Raw genomic sequence first — 12,603 nt, 5'->3', positions numbered from 1 at the left:
GAAGGCGCGGCCTGCCACCGCCCGCCCGTCCCGCTCGGTCGCCCGCCCGCCGATGTGCGTTCCCGGTGTCCTCATCTGCTCCAGCATCTCCTTGGTCGCCCTCGACCGGCGTGTGGACTTGCATCGTGCCACCCCAAGTGGCCGCAATGTGCGCGAGTGTCCATGATCGTCCCCTGATGAGGGGTGCGTGAACCCCGCGGGGGCGGGCGCGACCACCGTTCGGCGGCACGGCATGATGGGGCGCATGCGAGCGGTGGTACAGCGGGTGGACGGCGCGAGCGTCGTCGTCGAGGGCGAGACGGTCGGGAAGATCACTGGTGAGGGGCTGTGCGTCCTCGTCGGGGTGACCCACGACGACACCGTGGAGAAGGCGGCCCAGCTGGCCCGCAAGCTCTGGTCGCTGCGGATCCTGCACGAGGAGAAGTCCTGCAGCGACGTGGACGCGCCGCTTCTGGTGATCAGCCAGTTCACCCTTTACGGGGACGCCCGCAAGGGTCGCCGGCCCACCTGGAACGCGGCGGCGCCCGGCCCGGTGGCCGAGCCGCTGGTCGACGAGGTCGTCGCCCAGCTGCGCGCCCTCGGCGCGACGGTGGCCACCGGCCGCTTCGGCGCGGAGATGAGGGTCTCCCTCACCAACGACGGCCCCTTCACGGTGCTGCTGGAGATGTGAGGCCCCGGGCGCGGGGCGGCCGGCCCCGTGCGCCTCGGGACCACCTCCGGGTGCGAAGCCTCCGGGCGCGGGGCGCCCGGAGACCGCGGGGGTGCCGTTACGGCTGGACCACGACCTCCTGCGCGGCCGCCGTCCCTCCCGCCATCAGCCTGGCGTCCACGGGAACGTTGCGCTTCACCAGGGCCAGCGCCACCGGCCCCAGCTCGTGGTGGCGCACCGAGGTCGTGACGAACCCCAGCTTGCGCCCCTCCGGCCCGTCGTCCGCGTCGCGGATCTCCGTCCCCGGCGGCGGCAGGTGCACCTCGCTGCCGTCGAGGTGCAGGAAGACCAGCCGCCGCGGCGGCTTCCCCAGGTTGTGGACGCGGGCCACCGTCTCCTGGCCCCGGTAGCACCCCTTCTGCAGGTGCACCGCGGTCTCCAGCCAGCCCAGCTCGTGCGGGATGGTCCGGTGGTCGGTCTCGAAGCCGAGGCGGGGCCGGTGCTGCTCCACCCGCAGCGCCTCCAGCGCCAGGATGCCCACCGCCGGACCGTGGCCCTCGGCGAACTCCTCCAGCCGCTCGCGGGGCAGGAACAGGTCCCGTCCGTGCGGGGTCTCCCGGACGACGGCGTCCTCGGGGGTGGCCGCGATCGACCCGGCGGGCAGGTGCACCACCGCGACGTCCCCGGTGCGGTCGGCGACCTCGACCCGGTAGAAGAACTTCATCGACTCCAGGTAGGCGATCAGCGCCTCCTGGGTGCCCGGCTCCACGTGCGCCCAGGTGGTGGCGCCGTCGTCGACCAGGTACAGCGCGTGCTCGATGTGCCCGTGCGGGGAGAGGATCAGCGCCTCCGTCGCCCGGTGCGGGGGCAGCTTCTCCACGTGCTGGGTGAGCAGCAGGTGCAGCCAGGCCAGGCGGTCGTCGCCGGTGACGGTGACCACGCCGCGGTGCGAGAGGTCCACGAAACCGCTGCCGTCGGCCAGGGCCCGCTGTTCGCGGAACAGGTCGCCGTAGTGCGCGGCCACGCCTTCGTCCACGCCCTCGGCGGGGACCGCGCCGGGCAGCAACAGCAAGGGACTCTTCATACGGATCACCCTACGTGTCTCGGGCACCGGGATCGCCGGGGGCGGAGGCGGCGGGGCCCGCCGAGGAGGGCGCTTCCTTCCCGCACCGCTCGCACCGCCCGAAGATCGCGAAGTGCTTCATGTCGGTCTCGAAGCCGAAGTCCGCCCGGAGCTTGGCGGTGAACTCGGCCGCCACCGCCACGTCCGCCTCGATGACCTCGCCGCAGTCCCGGCAGACCAGGTGCAGATGATGGTGCCGGTCGGCCAGGTGATAGGTCGGCGCGCCGTGCCCCAGATGGGCGTGGCTGACCAGGCCCAGCTCCTCCAGGAGCTCCAGGGTCCGGTAGACGGTGGAAATGTTGACCCCCGACGCGGTCCTCCGCACTTCGCCGAGGATGTCGTCGGGGGTCGCGTGCTCCAGTGTCTCGACCGCTTCGAGCACGAGTTGCCGCTGCGGTGTCAGGCGGTAACCGCGCTGCCGCAGGTCAGTCTTCCAGTCGGTGCTCACCACACCGAAAGTCTAGGTCGGCCGGGCCTACTTGAAGAAGGCGATTCCGTCGTCCGGCATATCGTCGGGCAGGGCCTTGGCCCAGCGCTCGACCTCCTCCGGCGTGACGACCTTCTTCAGGTGGGCGGACATGTAGGGGCGAAGCTCCACCTCGGGGGTCTGCTTCTCGCCGACCCACATCAGGTCGCTCTTCACGTAGCCGTACAGCCGCTTGCCGCCGCTGTAGGGCCCGGAGGCCCCGGTCCGCGCCACCGCGTCGGTCACGACGTCGATCTGCGGCTTCTTGTCGGCCATCCGCCCGTACCAGACCTCGACCACGCCGTCGTCGCGGGTCATCACGATCTCGACGTTGCGGTCCTTGTCGATCCGCCAGAAACCGGACTCGGTCTCCAGGGGCCGGACCTTGTTCCCGTCGTTGTCCAGCACCCAGGTGTGGGAGTGGTACTCCAGGAAGTCCCGGCCGTCGTGGCTGAAGCTGACCTCCTGGCCGAAGTTGCACTTCTCGGAGCCGGGGAAGTCGTGCACGCCGGCGCCGGCCCAGTTGCCGAGCAGGAAGGCGAGCGGGACGAGGTCCGGATGGAGGTCGGACGGGATCTCGATCATGAGTTGCTCTTCGTCGCGAGGGGCGTAATCGGACTGGTCAGGGCGCGGACGTCAGCGCTGGCCCTGGTACAGCTTCTTCACGGTGAGGCCGGCGAAGGCGAGAACGCCGAGGCAGACAAGGACCAGCAGGGCCGAAAAGAAGATCTCCACGGGTGCTCCTCAGATGAGCGCGGTATAGCGGTGTACACAAGAGCCGGACCCCAGCTTACGCCGCCGGGGTCCGGCTCTTCCTGCGAGGTCGGCCTCAGCCCAGCAGCTGGCTCTGCAGCGCGACCGTCTGCTGGAAGGGGACGGCCGGGGCCGTTCCCTTCCGCGTCTGGGTGATCACGGCGAGGGTGTCGCCGGCCATCAGGTACGCCTGGCGGCTCTGCTCGTCGCCGTAGGGCTTCTCCTCCAGGTACTCGAGGGACGTGATGCCCTTCGTGTGGGCCTTGGACGGGAACTCCTTGTCGGCCACCCACTTCTCGGTGCCGTCCAGGTAGTAGCCCGGCGCCCCGTAGGGGGCCATCGAGGGCCGCAGGCCGGTGTCCACCTGCTCGGCGGTGTTGAAGTGGAGCAGGAAGATCTTCGTCCGGGTGCCGTCCGGCATGGTCCAGCCCCGGGCGGCGATGTGCCGCAGCCCGTTGTCGGTGAGGAGCTGCCCGATCTCCTCCCGGTCGTCCTTGCCGAACTCGGCGAGGAACGTCTTCCTCTTCAGCCAGCCGTTCTCGTCCCCGGCGAGCTCCTTGTCGGCCTGGGCGCCCTTGGGCGCGGGCAGCAGGAGTTCGCGGAGGTCGGCGTGGTGCGCGTGGGCCGGGTTGTCGTCGTCGAACGGGGCGGGGCTGCCCTCGGGCAGCGGCGGCCTCACCAGCTCCGGGTAGTCCCAGCGGCCGTCCGTCACGGTGGCCAGGCCCGGCAGCTCGGTCCGCTCCACGGAGGCGATGCCGAACGCGGTGCCGGCGCCGACCGCGGCGAACACGACCACGGCGGCGGTCCACCGCAGCGCGGCCCGCAGTGCCCGGCGGTCCTTGGGCTTCGCCGGGGGCTCGACGGCCGCCGGCGTGGTCCACACCGCCGCCTCGGCCGCGGGGGCGCCTGCCTGCCGAGGCACCTCCGGGACGGGCTGTGCGGCCGGTGTCGGCTCGGGCTGTGCGGACTGATCGACGGTCTGCTCGGTCATACCGCCTCCCCCGGGGTCTCGATGCGGTCCAGCTGCTTGCCGAAGAGTCCGGCGATGTCCTTCTTGTCGATCGGCCTGGGCCCGTCCGCGGAGAGACTGGCCTGCACCTCGCCCTGGTGGCCGACGCAGAACACCGACTCGTTCTGGCCCTCCTTGTCCGCCTTCAGCACGTAGCACCAGGCGTTCTTCCCGTGCCCCGGCACCTTCGGACCGGCCGTGAAGACGCCCAGCTCCTTCAGCGCCTGGAAGACCTTGCGCTCGGCCTTGGCGTCCTCCTGCGCGCTCCGGTCGCCCTCGACCTGCGTGAGCACGATCTCGAGCGCGTAGGCGCTCTCGTCGACCTCCTGCGCGTAGGCGTAGCTGCGCATCGCGATGCCCTTGATGTGCCGCTTGTCGACCTCGCGCTCGAGCTGCTTGCGCTGGGTGCGGGGGAGGTCCGCGAAGCTCTCCTTGACGAGTTCGGCGGCCTCCTTGCCGGTCAGTTCGGTGTCGGAGCCGAACTCGTTCATGTCGGGACCGGCGGCGAGCGTGCTCTCCTCGTAGGTCAGCAGCATCCCCCGGAGGCCCTCGGCCTCGGCGGCCCGCTCCTTCTTCCCGGCGGCCGGCTCCTGGTGCTCCCAGACCGGCTTGCCCGGATCGCGGTCGGCACCGCGCACGGTCACCACGGTGAAGCCCGACACGCCGACCACGGCGAGGGCGAGCAGGGCCGCCCCGGTGACGGCCGCGACGCGCCGGCCGCGGCGGCCGGACTTCCTCTCCGCCGGCGGGACCGCGACGGCGTTCTCCACCGCCCCGGCACCCTGCGTCCCGGCGTCGTGCGTCCCGGCGTCGCGGGCGGCAGCGTTCTGAGCCTCGGTGTCCGGGCTCGGGTCGTTCTCGGTCACAGCCGCTCCATCTGCCGGGTGGCCAGGTCCATGATCTTGTCCTTGCCCGGCGGCCTGACGTCGGTGACCCACAGCTGGAGGGCGATGTCGCCGCGCACGGCGGTCGCGTGCGTCTTGTAGACCGGCATGTAGCCCGGCTCGGTGTCGGGCCGGTCGATCAGCAGGACGACACCGTCACCGGTGCCCGGGATGTCGTACTCGTCGCTGCTCTTCGCGGACCACCCCTCGGCCTGGACGGTGTGGTTCTGCACCGCGCCCAGCCGGTCCTCGTGCCGGTACTGGATCAGCACGATCTCCACGTAGCGGGTGTCGCTCTCCATCCAGGAGACGGTGGCGGCCCGGCGGAACTCGTCGACCAGGTCGTGCCCCATGTAGGACTTCCCGTCCTCGTGGAGCGACGAGAACTCGGCGAGCGACATCCATCCGCGCTCGACCTCCTTCTTGCCCTTGGGCGTCTTCAGCAGCAGGTCGCGCAGGTCGCCGTCGGTCTTCACCTTGCGGTCCTGGGCGGCCGGGAGCGGGTCGGGGCCCTCTCCCCCGGCCTGCTTCAGCTCGGGCTGGGACAGCGACGGCAGCGCCGTGGGCTCGCGGTCGGCCTGGATCAGGTAGCCGGTACAGGCGCCGCCGATCAGGCCCAGGGCGACCGCCGCCGCGATGAGGGCGGTGGTGCGGCCCTTGCGGCGCGGGGCGGGCGCGGGCTCCTCGGTGGGCACCGGGGCGGTCGCGGCGCCGCCGGTGTGTGTGGCCTCCGGTTCCCCGGGCGCCGTCCCCGCGACGGGGAGGGCCTCCTCGGGTGCCTTCGGCAGGTCGTCTGACAAGACATCTCCCTGGCAGGATCTCAGGGCACCGACGGAGGTTTTCGCGTCCATGCCAATGGGAAGACTCTTCGACCCGCCCCGGGGTTGCAACCGAGTTTGGTTACGATCCAGCCATGGCCAAAAAACTGGTGATCAAGGTGACCGCGGGCTCGGACGCCCCGGAGCGCTGCTCGCAGGCGTTCACGGTGGCGGCGGTGGCGGTGGCCAGCGGCGTGGAGGTCTCGCTCTGGCTGACCGGCGAGTCGGCGTGGTTCGCGCTGCCGGGCAGGGCGGCGGAGTTCGAGCTGCCGCACGCCGCGCCGCTGCCGGACCTGCTGGACTCGCTGCTGGCCGGGGGCAGCGTCACCCTGTGCACGCAGTGCGCGGCGCGGCGCGAGATCACCGAGGCGGACGTGCTCGAGGGCGTGCGCATCGCCGGCGCCCAGGTGTTCGTGCAGGAGGCGCTGGGCGAGAACACCCAGGCCCTCGTCTACTGATCGCGTGGTCGCGGGGGTGCCGGGCATCCCCTAGCGCGGCGGGGGTTTGCGGCGGCCGTCGAGTTCGTCCCACCAGGCGTCGGACTCCTCGTCTCCGCTGGGGTCGTCCCACCAGCGGTCGTCCGGACCCCGCCGGTTGGCGACCACCGCCGCGACCGGCGGGATCACCATGGCCACCACGCACATGGCCACCGCCGCCGGGACCGACCACAGGCGCACCACGCTCCAGGCCAGGACGAACAGGCCCAGGCAGATGCCCATCAGGACGAAATAGACGTGGCGCCGCCGCGCGTACATGCCTCCAGCGTAGGCACGCCGCGCGACGGCGCCACAGTCGTCGGTCCGGGCCGGACCGTCCGGCCCGCTCGAGCAGGTCGGCCGCTCCCGGACCTCACCGTCAGACGGCGATGGCGACCTCCGCCAGACCGCCCTGCTGGGCGACGACGGTACGGTCCGCGGTGAGTCCGCCGGGAACCAGGGCCCGCAGGGTCCAGGTTCCCTCGGCGGCGTAGAAGCGGAACTGCCCGGTGGCCGAGGTGGGCACCTCGGCGGTGAACTCACCGGTCGAGTCCAGCAGCCGGACGTAGCCGGTCACCGGCTCGCCCTCGTGCAGCACCTGGCCCTGGATGGTGGTCTCACCCGGGCGGACGGCGGCGTCGGGGCCGCCTGCCTTAGCTCCACACATGGTCGTCCGTCCTCACTTACCGGGGCCGAGCTCGATCGGCACGCCGACCAGCGAGCCGTACTCGGTCCACGAACCGTCGTAGTTCTTCACGTTCTCCACGCCCAGCAGCTCGTGCAGCACGAACCAGGTCAGCGCGGAGCGCTCGCCGATGCGGCAGTAGGCGATGGTGTCCTTGGCCAGGTCGACGTCGGCCTCGGTGTACAGCTCCTTCAGCTCGTCGTCGGACTTGAAGGTGCCGTCGTCGTTGGCGTTCTTCGACCACGGGATGTTCGCGGCGGTCGGCACGTGGCCGGCGCGCTGGGACTGCTCCTGCGGGAGGTGGGCCGGGGCGAGCAGCTTGCCGGAGAACTCGTCGGGCGAGCGCACGTCGACCAGGTTCTGCTTGCCGATGGCGGCCAGGACGTCGTCGCGGAAGGCGCGGATCGCGGTGTTCTGCGGCTTGGCCTTGTACTGGGTCTCGACGCGGTCCGGGACCGCCTCGACCAGCTCGCGGGCGTCCAGCTCCCACTTCTTGCGGCCGCCGTCGAGCAGCTTCACGCTCTCGTGGCCGTAGAGCTTGAAGTACCAGTACGCGTAGGAGGCGAACCAGTTGTTGTTGCCGCCGTACAGGACCACGAGCGAGTCGTTGGCGATGCCCTTGGCGGAGAGCAGCTTCTCGAAGCCCTCCTGGTCCACGAAGTCGCGGCGGACCGGGTCCTGGAGGTCCTTGGTCCAGTCGAGCTTGATGGCGTTGCGGATGTGGTTCTTGTCGTACGCGCTGGTGTCCTCGTCGACCTCGACGATCACCACGTTCGTGTCGTCCAGGTGCTCCTGGACCCAGTCGGCGTCGACCAGGACGTCGCTGCGGCTCATGCTTCATCTCCTCCGGGGCAGTTGCGGGGGTTCGGCCGTCAGGCTGAAAAGCTGGTGAATCCGGATATGCGCACATGCGTCGCGGTGAGCGGTGAGCGCGTCGGTCTGCGACGGGATGCACGCGGGGCGGGCCCGCCGAGCGGGCCGGGAACGGGAGATCTGGTCCCGTCAGGAAGCGCGACAGAGCATGGCGGCCACACGGCACAGGTCCACTGCCCGCCGTTTGGTGAGATCCGCCTGTCGCTTCATGCCTCAGATCCTAAGGACGAGGCACGGGGCGTGTCACCGGCGTGTCGCATGATGAGACGCATGAGTCCGTGATGTGGACAGCCGGGTCGCCGCGGACCGCTCCCGGCACCCCGTCGGCCCGCCCTCGGCCCTCCGGCCACCGCTCCGGCCGCCGTTCGTCCGTCATTCGTCCGCCATCGCGGACATCCCGTCTCGCGCTGCGGACCACCGGGCGGCGCCCGCCCGCGGGCGGGCGCCGGCCCCGCCGTCGGCTACCAGCCGGACAGGTCCACGTCCTCGCCGGTCACCGTGATGCGGACACCGTCACCCGTCGGGCTGACCCGGGACAGCTCCAGCCCGTCCGGCAGCTCCGCGAGGGCCTGGTCGAAGTCGGTCACCGACCGCACCGCCCGGTCGGCGATGTCGGCACCGAGGTCGGGCAGCGCGTCCGCCCGGACCCGCAGCCTGCCGTCCTGGACGTCGACCCGGCTGAGCACGTCCACCGTCGGCAGCTCCTGCCCCAGCAGGGACGGCCGCACCTTCAGCTTGATCCGCCCGTCGCCCCCGTGCGACAGCCCCACCACGGCGGCGGAGATCCCGGGTGCGACGTCCTGCGGCTCGGCGCGCGCGGCCTTCAGCAGCTCGTCGTAGGGGACCAGGCCGGTGCCGTCGACCGTCGCCGCACGGGCCGGGGACAGGCCGTCGTCCAGACGCACGCCGCCGAGCCGGACGTCGAGGTCCTCGACCACCATGTCGCGGCCGTCGGCCCCGCTCACCGGGAACTCCGGGATGTCCAGCTCGACGTCGTCCAGGTCACCTCCGGCGACCTGGGTGAGGAACGGGAAGCCGTGGATCGTGACCTCCGGCGTGGCCTCCAGGCCCTGGGAGGACTTCAGCCCGTCCTCCGTCCGGCCCTCGGCGAGGGTGACGGCCAACCGGTCGACGGCCACCAGCAGGCCGCCGACGACCAGCACCACGACAAGAAGTATTCGAACGGCACGCAACTGCGGGTCTCCCTACCTGGGCGGGTCGGCGGAGCGCTCGTCAGTCGACGGTAACGCCGACGGCGGCCGTACCGGCAAGGTTGTGGATCAGCTGTGACAAGCGTGCGCCCTCAGCCCTCGCAGCCGCAGGAGCGCCGGACGACCAGGTGGGAGGGGACGACCCGCAGCCGGTCCTGGCCGTTGCCCGGCAGCCGCACGGTGTCGTCGAGCACCAGGTCCACCGCGGCACGGGCCATGGCCGACCGGTCGGAGGCGACCGTGGTGAGCGGCGGGTCGGTGAGCGCCGCCTCCTTGATGTCGTCGAAGCCGGCCACCGCCAGCTCCCCCGGCACGTCGATCCGCAGTTCCCGGGCGGCGCGCAGCACGCCCACGGCCTGGTCGTCGGTGGAGCAGAAGATCGCCGGCGGACGGTCGGGGCCGGCGAGGATCCCGAGCGCCACCCGGTAGGCGTCGTAGCGGTTGTAGGGGGCTTCGAAGCAGCGGCCCTCGAGGGAAAGGCCCGCCTCCTCCATGGCCCGGCGCCAGCCCTCGACGTGGTCGGAGACCGGGTCGCCGACGGCCGGGGTCTCGGCGGTGCCGCCGATGCAGGCCACGTACGGGGCGCCGTGCTCCAGCAGGTGCCGCACGGCCGCGTGGGCCCCGCCCACGTCGTCGGTGACCACGGCGACGTCGTCGATGGCCTCGGGCCGCTCGTGCAGCAGCACCACCCGGGCGTCCCAGGCGTCGATCTCGGCGGCGGCCTGGTCGTTGAGGGCGTGGCTGACCAGGATCAGTCCGGAGACCCGCATGCCGAGGAAGGCACGCAGGTAGTGCACCTCCCGCTCGGCCACGTAGTCCGTGTTGCCGACCAGGACCATCTTTCCGCGCTCGGAGGCGGCCTGCTCGACCGCGTGCGCCATCTCGCCGAAGAACGGCTGCCGGGCGTCCGGCACGATCAGGCCTATCAGGTCGGTCCGCCGCGAGGCCATCGCCTGCGCGACCCGGTCGGGCCGGTAGCCGAGCTGCTGGATGGCGGCCAGCACACGTTCGCGGGTGGCCGGGGCGACCGGCCGCGGTCCGTTGTTGATGACGTAGCTGACGACGGCGGTCGAGGTACCCGCCAGCCGTGCCACATCATCCCGAGTCACCTTGGCCACGCGCGGAGTCTACGCGTATGGAAACACCTCTGGGCAGGACATCTACGCTTTGCTGTCACCGCGGTCCCGGCCCGACGGGCGGTCCGGGAGCGGGCCGCGAACGGCCCGCCACCCGTGCGATCAGGCCTCGGCGGCCATTTTCGGAGCGATCTCTTCCGTTTCGACCCGCTTCGCCCCGGTCGCCCCGGCGCGGGAACCGGGGGCGGCGGCCCGCTTGGCGTCCTCGGCCGGACGTTCGCCCTTCTCAGGAGTGACGAACCGGTATCCCACATTGCGGACGGTACCGATCAGCGACTCGTGCTCCGGGCCGAGCTTGGCGCGCAGCCGCCGGACGTGGACGTCCACCGTCCGGGTGCCGCCGAAGTAGTCGTAGCCCCAGACCTCCTGGAGCAGCTGGGCGCGGGTGAAGACCCGGCCGGGGTGCTGGGCGAGGTACTTCAGGAGCTCGAACTCCTTGAAGGTGAGGTCGAGGACCCGCCCCTTGAGCTTGGCCGAGTAGGTGGCCTCGTCGACGGAGAGGTCGCCGTTGCGGATCTCCATCGGGGAGTCGTCGCCGGTGAGCTGCTGGCGGCCGACGGCCAGCCGCAGGCGGGCCTCCACCTCGGCGGGGCCGGCCGTGTCGAGCAGGACGTCGTCGACGCCCCAGTCAGCGGTGACGGCGGCCAGGCCGCCCTCGGTGACGATCAGGATCAGCGGACAGCCGGGCCCGGTGGAGCGCAGCAGCTGGCACAGGCTGCGGACCTGCGGGAGGTCGCGGCGGCCGTCGACCAGGATGATGTCGGCGCTGGGCACGTTGACCAGGGCGGGGCCCTCGGCGGGGGCGACGCGCACGTTGTGGAGCAGCAGGCCGAGGGCCGGCAGCACCTCGGTCGACGGCTGGAGGGCGTTGGTGAGAAGCAGCAGAGAGCTCATACGGTCTCCCCCGCACGGTGGACGGTCCGGTGGTGCACGGTTCGCTTGCCCATAACGTCTTGGTTCCTCCTCGGTCCCCGCGAGGACGTTTGCGGCACTGCTCTCGGCGCGTGTGGCGTGGCTCCGTTGCCCGGGGCCGCCCCCGCCGCACCGCTCCGTGCGGGGAGAAGTCCCGTGCACCTGCGCTTTCAGGCTCGTATACAACTCGCTCTAATGCACGAAAGGACCCGGGGGCTGCGTCGCCCGAGTCCTCTGCCCAGCAGAATAACCCACATGAGCACCGGCAGGGCAGGTCAAACAGCTGAATGGGTAGACGTCCCGAATGATGGGACAAGGCGCCGGCGGCCCCGCAGAACCTTTCTGCGTACGGCCGACGGAGTGACGATCGACGCCGCGTACGACCCGGGAACGGCCGTATACGATCCGGCCGATGCCGAAACCGATCACCCGGCGATTGTGGTCGCGCACGGATTCACCGGAGATCTCGAGCGCCCCCATGTCCGGCGAATAGCGCGTTCCTTTTCACATTTCGCAGCTGTGATCACTTTCTCCTTCCGCGGGCACGGCGCGTCGGGCGGTCACTCGACGGTGGGCGACAAGGAGGTCCTGGACCTGGCCGCCGCGGTCGCCTGGGCGCGTGAGCTCGGCCACCGGAGGATCGCCACGGTCGGGTTCTCGATGGGCGGCTCGGTGGTGGTGCGGCACGCGGCCCTGCCGGACGCCGCGGTGGCCGCGGTGGCCACCGTCAGCGGCCCGGCCCGTTGGTACTACCGGGGCACCGCGGCGATGCGGCGGCTGCACTGGCTGGTGCTGCGTCCGGCCGGGCGGCTGGTGGGGCGGCTCGCCCTGCGCACCCGGATCCACCACCGGGACTGGGACCCGGTGCCGCCCTCGCCGGTGGAGTCGGTCCCGCTGATCGCGCCCACCCCGCTGCTGGTCGTGCACGGCGACAGCGACCCGTACTTCCCGCTCGACCACCCCCAATCGCTGGTCGAGGCGTCCGGGGGCCACGCCGAGTTCTGGCAGGAGGAGGGCATGGGTCACGCGGAGAACGCGACGGACGAGGAGCTGGCCCGGCGGCTCGGCGCCTGGCTGGCCGACTCCGCCCGTGGGGGCCGCTAGCCTGACCGTGTTCACACATCAGTTCACTCAGCCGAGGAACGGTATGACACAGGTCATGGTGCGCTACTGGGCCGCCGCCAAGGCCGCGGCCGGCGTCGCCGAGGAGTCCTTTGACGCGGACACCCTCGCCGAGGCGCTGGACGCGGTGCGCAGGCGGCACCCCGGGGAACTCACCCAGGTACTGCGGCGCTGTTCGTTCCTGATCGACGGCGATCCCGTGGGCACCCGCGGGCACGACACCGTACGGCTGGCCCCGGGCGGCACGGTCGAGGTGCTCCCGCCGTTCGCAGGAGGGTGACACCCACAGCATGAGCAACCAGTACGAGCCGTATCCGGGCCCGCACCAGGACCCCCGTCAGGGCCGGGGGGCCGGGTACCCCGACGCTCCGTCGCCCTCCGAAACCACGCAGCAGTGGCAGGGCAACACCTGGGACTCCCAGATGCAGCCGCATCTCGGCGCCGCCCCGGCAGCGGCCCCGGCCCCGGCCCCCGAGCCGGAGGCCG

General features: G+C 71.6%; 17 protein-coding genes and 1 pseudogene. 5 read left to right on the top strand and 13 right to left on the bottom strand.

The features are described 5' to 3' along the window. Nucleotides 1–244 precede the first annotated feature (244 nt). Nucleotides 245–670, top strand: a complete 426-nt coding sequence (dtd, locus tag HW445_RS06855; protein ID WP_180220124.1) for a D-aminoacyl-tRNA deacylase — start codon at nt 245–247, stop codon at nt 668–670. 97 nt (nt 671–767) lie between these two features. Here dtd and HW445_RS06850 read toward each other — a convergent pair whose 3' ends face one another. From HW445_RS06850 to HW445_RS06825, 6 genes are all read right to left on the bottom strand, one after another. Beyond that, the gene (locus tag HW445_RS06850; protein ID WP_180220123.1) at nt 768–1,733 is read right to left on the bottom strand and encodes a folate-binding protein YgfZ; all 966 of its coding nucleotides are present in this window, start codon (nt 1,731–1,733) and stop codon (nt 768–770) included. Nucleotides 1,734–1,743: 10 nt separating this feature from the next. Next, the gene (locus tag HW445_RS06845; RefSeq protein WP_180220122.1) at nt 1,744–2,223 is read right to left on the bottom strand and encodes a Fur family transcriptional regulator; all 480 of its coding nucleotides are present in this window, start codon (nt 2,221–2,223) and stop codon (nt 1,744–1,746) included. Between the two features lie 24 nt (nt 2,224–2,247). Next, nucleotides 2,248–2,823: an FABP family protein gene (locus tag HW445_RS06840; RefSeq protein ID WP_166021762.1), complete on the bottom strand. Its 576-nt coding sequence runs from the start codon at nt 2,821–2,823 to the stop codon at nt 2,248–2,250. A gap of 244 nt (nt 2,824–3,067) precedes the next feature. After that, a complete protein-coding gene (locus tag HW445_RS06835) occupies nt 3,068–3,982 on the bottom strand; it encodes a hypothetical protein (RefSeq protein WP_180220121.1) in 915 nt (304 codons plus the stop codon). Further along, nucleotides 3,979–4,866: a hypothetical protein gene (locus tag HW445_RS06830; protein WP_180220120.1), complete on the bottom strand. Its 888-nt coding sequence runs from the start codon at nt 4,864–4,866 to the stop codon at nt 3,979–3,981. Before HW445_RS06830 ends, HW445_RS06835 begins: the two co-directional genes overlap by 4 nt. After that, nucleotides 4,863–5,684 carry a hypothetical protein gene (locus tag HW445_RS06825; protein WP_257230899.1) on the bottom strand — a complete coding sequence of 274 codons (822 nt, stop codon included), beginning with the start codon at nt 5,682–5,684 and terminating at the stop codon, nt 4,863–4,865. The genes HW445_RS06830 and HW445_RS06825 overlap by 4 nt, the downstream gene beginning before the upstream one ends. Before the next feature lie 113 nt (nt 5,685–5,797). On the opposite strand from HW445_RS06825, the gene HW445_RS06820 reads away from it, so the two are divergent. After that, nucleotides 5,798–6,160: a DsrE family protein gene (locus tag HW445_RS06820; RefSeq protein WP_180220119.1), complete on the top strand. Its 363-nt coding sequence runs from the start codon at nt 5,798–5,800 to the stop codon at nt 6,158–6,160. A 30-nt stretch (nt 6,161–6,190) separates the two neighbouring features. Here the strand turns inward: HW445_RS06820 and HW445_RS06815 are convergent, their stop codons facing one another. The 7 genes from HW445_RS06815 to HW445_RS06790 form a co-directional block, all read right to left on the bottom strand. Beyond that, on the bottom strand, nt 6,191–6,457 hold the full coding sequence (locus HW445_RS06815) for a DUF3099 domain-containing protein (protein ID WP_151774266.1): 267 nt from the start codon (nt 6,455–6,457) through the stop codon (nt 6,191–6,193). Nucleotides 6,458–6,557: 100 nt separating this feature from the next. Continuing rightward, nucleotides 6,558–6,845 (bottom strand): DUF1416 domain-containing protein, encoded by a 288-nt coding sequence (locus tag HW445_RS06810; RefSeq protein WP_108951870.1) that lies wholly within the window; start codon nt 6,843–6,845, stop codon nt 6,558–6,560. Nucleotides 6,846–6,857: 12 nt separating this feature from the next. Next, on the bottom strand, nt 6,858–7,697 hold the full coding sequence (locus HW445_RS06805) for a sulfurtransferase (protein ID WP_180220118.1): 840 nt from the start codon (nt 7,695–7,697) through the stop codon (nt 6,858–6,860). Nucleotides 7,698–7,865: 168 nt separating this feature from the next. Beyond that, nucleotides 7,866–7,946, bottom strand: a complete 81-nt coding sequence (locus tag HW445_RS34370) for a putative leader peptide (protein ID WP_359277812.1) — start codon at nt 7,944–7,946, stop codon at nt 7,866–7,868. A gap of 251 nt (nt 7,947–8,197) precedes the next feature. Then, entirely contained in the window at nt 8,198–8,929 is a 732-nt protein-coding gene (locus tag HW445_RS06800; protein ID WP_180220117.1) for a DUF2993 domain-containing protein, read from the bottom strand. Between the two features lie 110 nt (nt 8,930–9,039). Beyond that, the gene (locus tag HW445_RS06795) at nt 9,040–10,065 is read right to left on the bottom strand and encodes a LacI family DNA-binding transcriptional regulator (protein WP_180220116.1); all 1,026 of its coding nucleotides are present in this window, start codon (nt 10,063–10,065) and stop codon (nt 9,040–9,042) included. Nucleotides 10,066–10,185: 120 nt separating this feature from the next. Next, complete coding sequence (locus HW445_RS06790) at nt 10,186–10,977, bottom strand: response regulator transcription factor (RefSeq protein ID WP_180220115.1); 792 nt, start codon at nt 10,975–10,977, stop codon at nt 10,186–10,188. Between the two features lie 273 nt (nt 10,978–11,250). Between HW445_RS06790 and HW445_RS06785 the strand changes: the two genes are divergently transcribed. The 3 genes and pseudogenes from HW445_RS06785 to HW445_RS06775 all read left to right on the top strand — a co-directional run. Further along, nucleotides 11,251–12,099: an alpha/beta hydrolase gene (locus tag HW445_RS06785; protein WP_180220114.1), complete on the top strand. Its 849-nt coding sequence runs from the start codon at nt 11,251–11,253 to the stop codon at nt 12,097–12,099. 43 nt (nt 12,100–12,142) lie between these two features. Continuing rightward, nucleotides 12,143–12,397, top strand: coding sequence for a MoaD/ThiS family protein (locus HW445_RS06780; RefSeq protein ID WP_180220113.1), 255 nt, complete (start codon nt 12,143–12,145; stop codon nt 12,395–12,397). Nucleotides 12,398–12,407: 10 nt separating this feature from the next. Further along, a pseudogene (locus HW445_RS06775) lies at nt 12,408–12,603 on the top strand (hypothetical protein); the annotation flags it as partial.

Source organism: Streptomyces sp. UH6, from assembly GCF_013421635.1.
Taxonomy (GTDB): domain Bacteria; phylum Actinomycetota; class Actinomycetes; order Streptomycetales; family Streptomycetaceae; genus Streptomyces; species Streptomyces abyssomicinicus.
The sequence above is the reverse complement of the archived record's forward strand: the minus strand, read 5'-3'. Positions and strand labels throughout refer to the sequence as shown.

Excerpts from the sequence above, each read along its gene's own strand:
- HW445_RS06820 (WP_180220119.1), top strand. The coding sequence starts at position 5,798 with ATGGCCAAAAAACTGGTGATCAAGGTGACCGCGGGCTCGGACGCCCCG.
- HW445_RS06790 (WP_180220115.1), bottom strand. The coding sequence starts at position 10,977 with ATGAGCTCTCTGCTGCTTCTCACCAACGCCCTCCAGCCGTCGACCGAG.
- HW445_RS06815 (WP_151774266.1), bottom strand. The coding sequence starts at position 6,457 with ATGTACGCGCGGCGGCGCCACGTCTATTTCGTCCTGATGGGCATCTGC.
- HW445_RS06840 (WP_166021762.1), bottom strand. The coding sequence starts at position 2,823 with ATGATCGAGATCCCGTCCGACCTCCATCCGGACCTCGTCCCGCTCGCC.
- HW445_RS34370 (WP_359277812.1), bottom strand. The coding sequence starts at position 7,946 with ATGAAGCGACAGGCGGATCTCACCAAACGGCGGGCAGTGGACCTGTGC.
- HW445_RS06810 (WP_108951870.1), bottom strand. The coding sequence starts at position 6,845 with ATGTGTGGAGCTAAGGCAGGCGGCCCCGACGCCGCCGTCCGCCCGGGT.
- HW445_RS06850 (WP_180220123.1), bottom strand. The coding sequence starts at position 1,733 with ATGAAGAGTCCCTTGCTGTTGCTGCCCGGCGCGGTCCCCGCCGAGGGC.
- HW445_RS06835 (WP_180220121.1), bottom strand. The coding sequence starts at position 3,982 with ATGACCGAGCAGACCGTCGATCAGTCCGCACAGCCCGAGCCGACACCG.
- HW445_RS06805 (WP_180220118.1), bottom strand. The coding sequence starts at position 7,697 with ATGAGCCGCAGCGACGTCCTGGTCGACGCCGACTGGGTCCAGGAGCAC.
- HW445_RS06780 (WP_180220113.1), top strand. The coding sequence starts at position 12,143 with ATGACACAGGTCATGGTGCGCTACTGGGCCGCCGCCAAGGCCGCGGCC.
- dtd (WP_180220124.1), top strand. The coding sequence starts at position 245 with ATGCGAGCGGTGGTACAGCGGGTGGACGGCGCGAGCGTCGTCGTCGAG.
- HW445_RS06785 (WP_180220114.1), top strand. The coding sequence starts at position 11,251 with ATGAGCACCGGCAGGGCAGGTCAAACAGCTGAATGGGTAGACGTCCCG.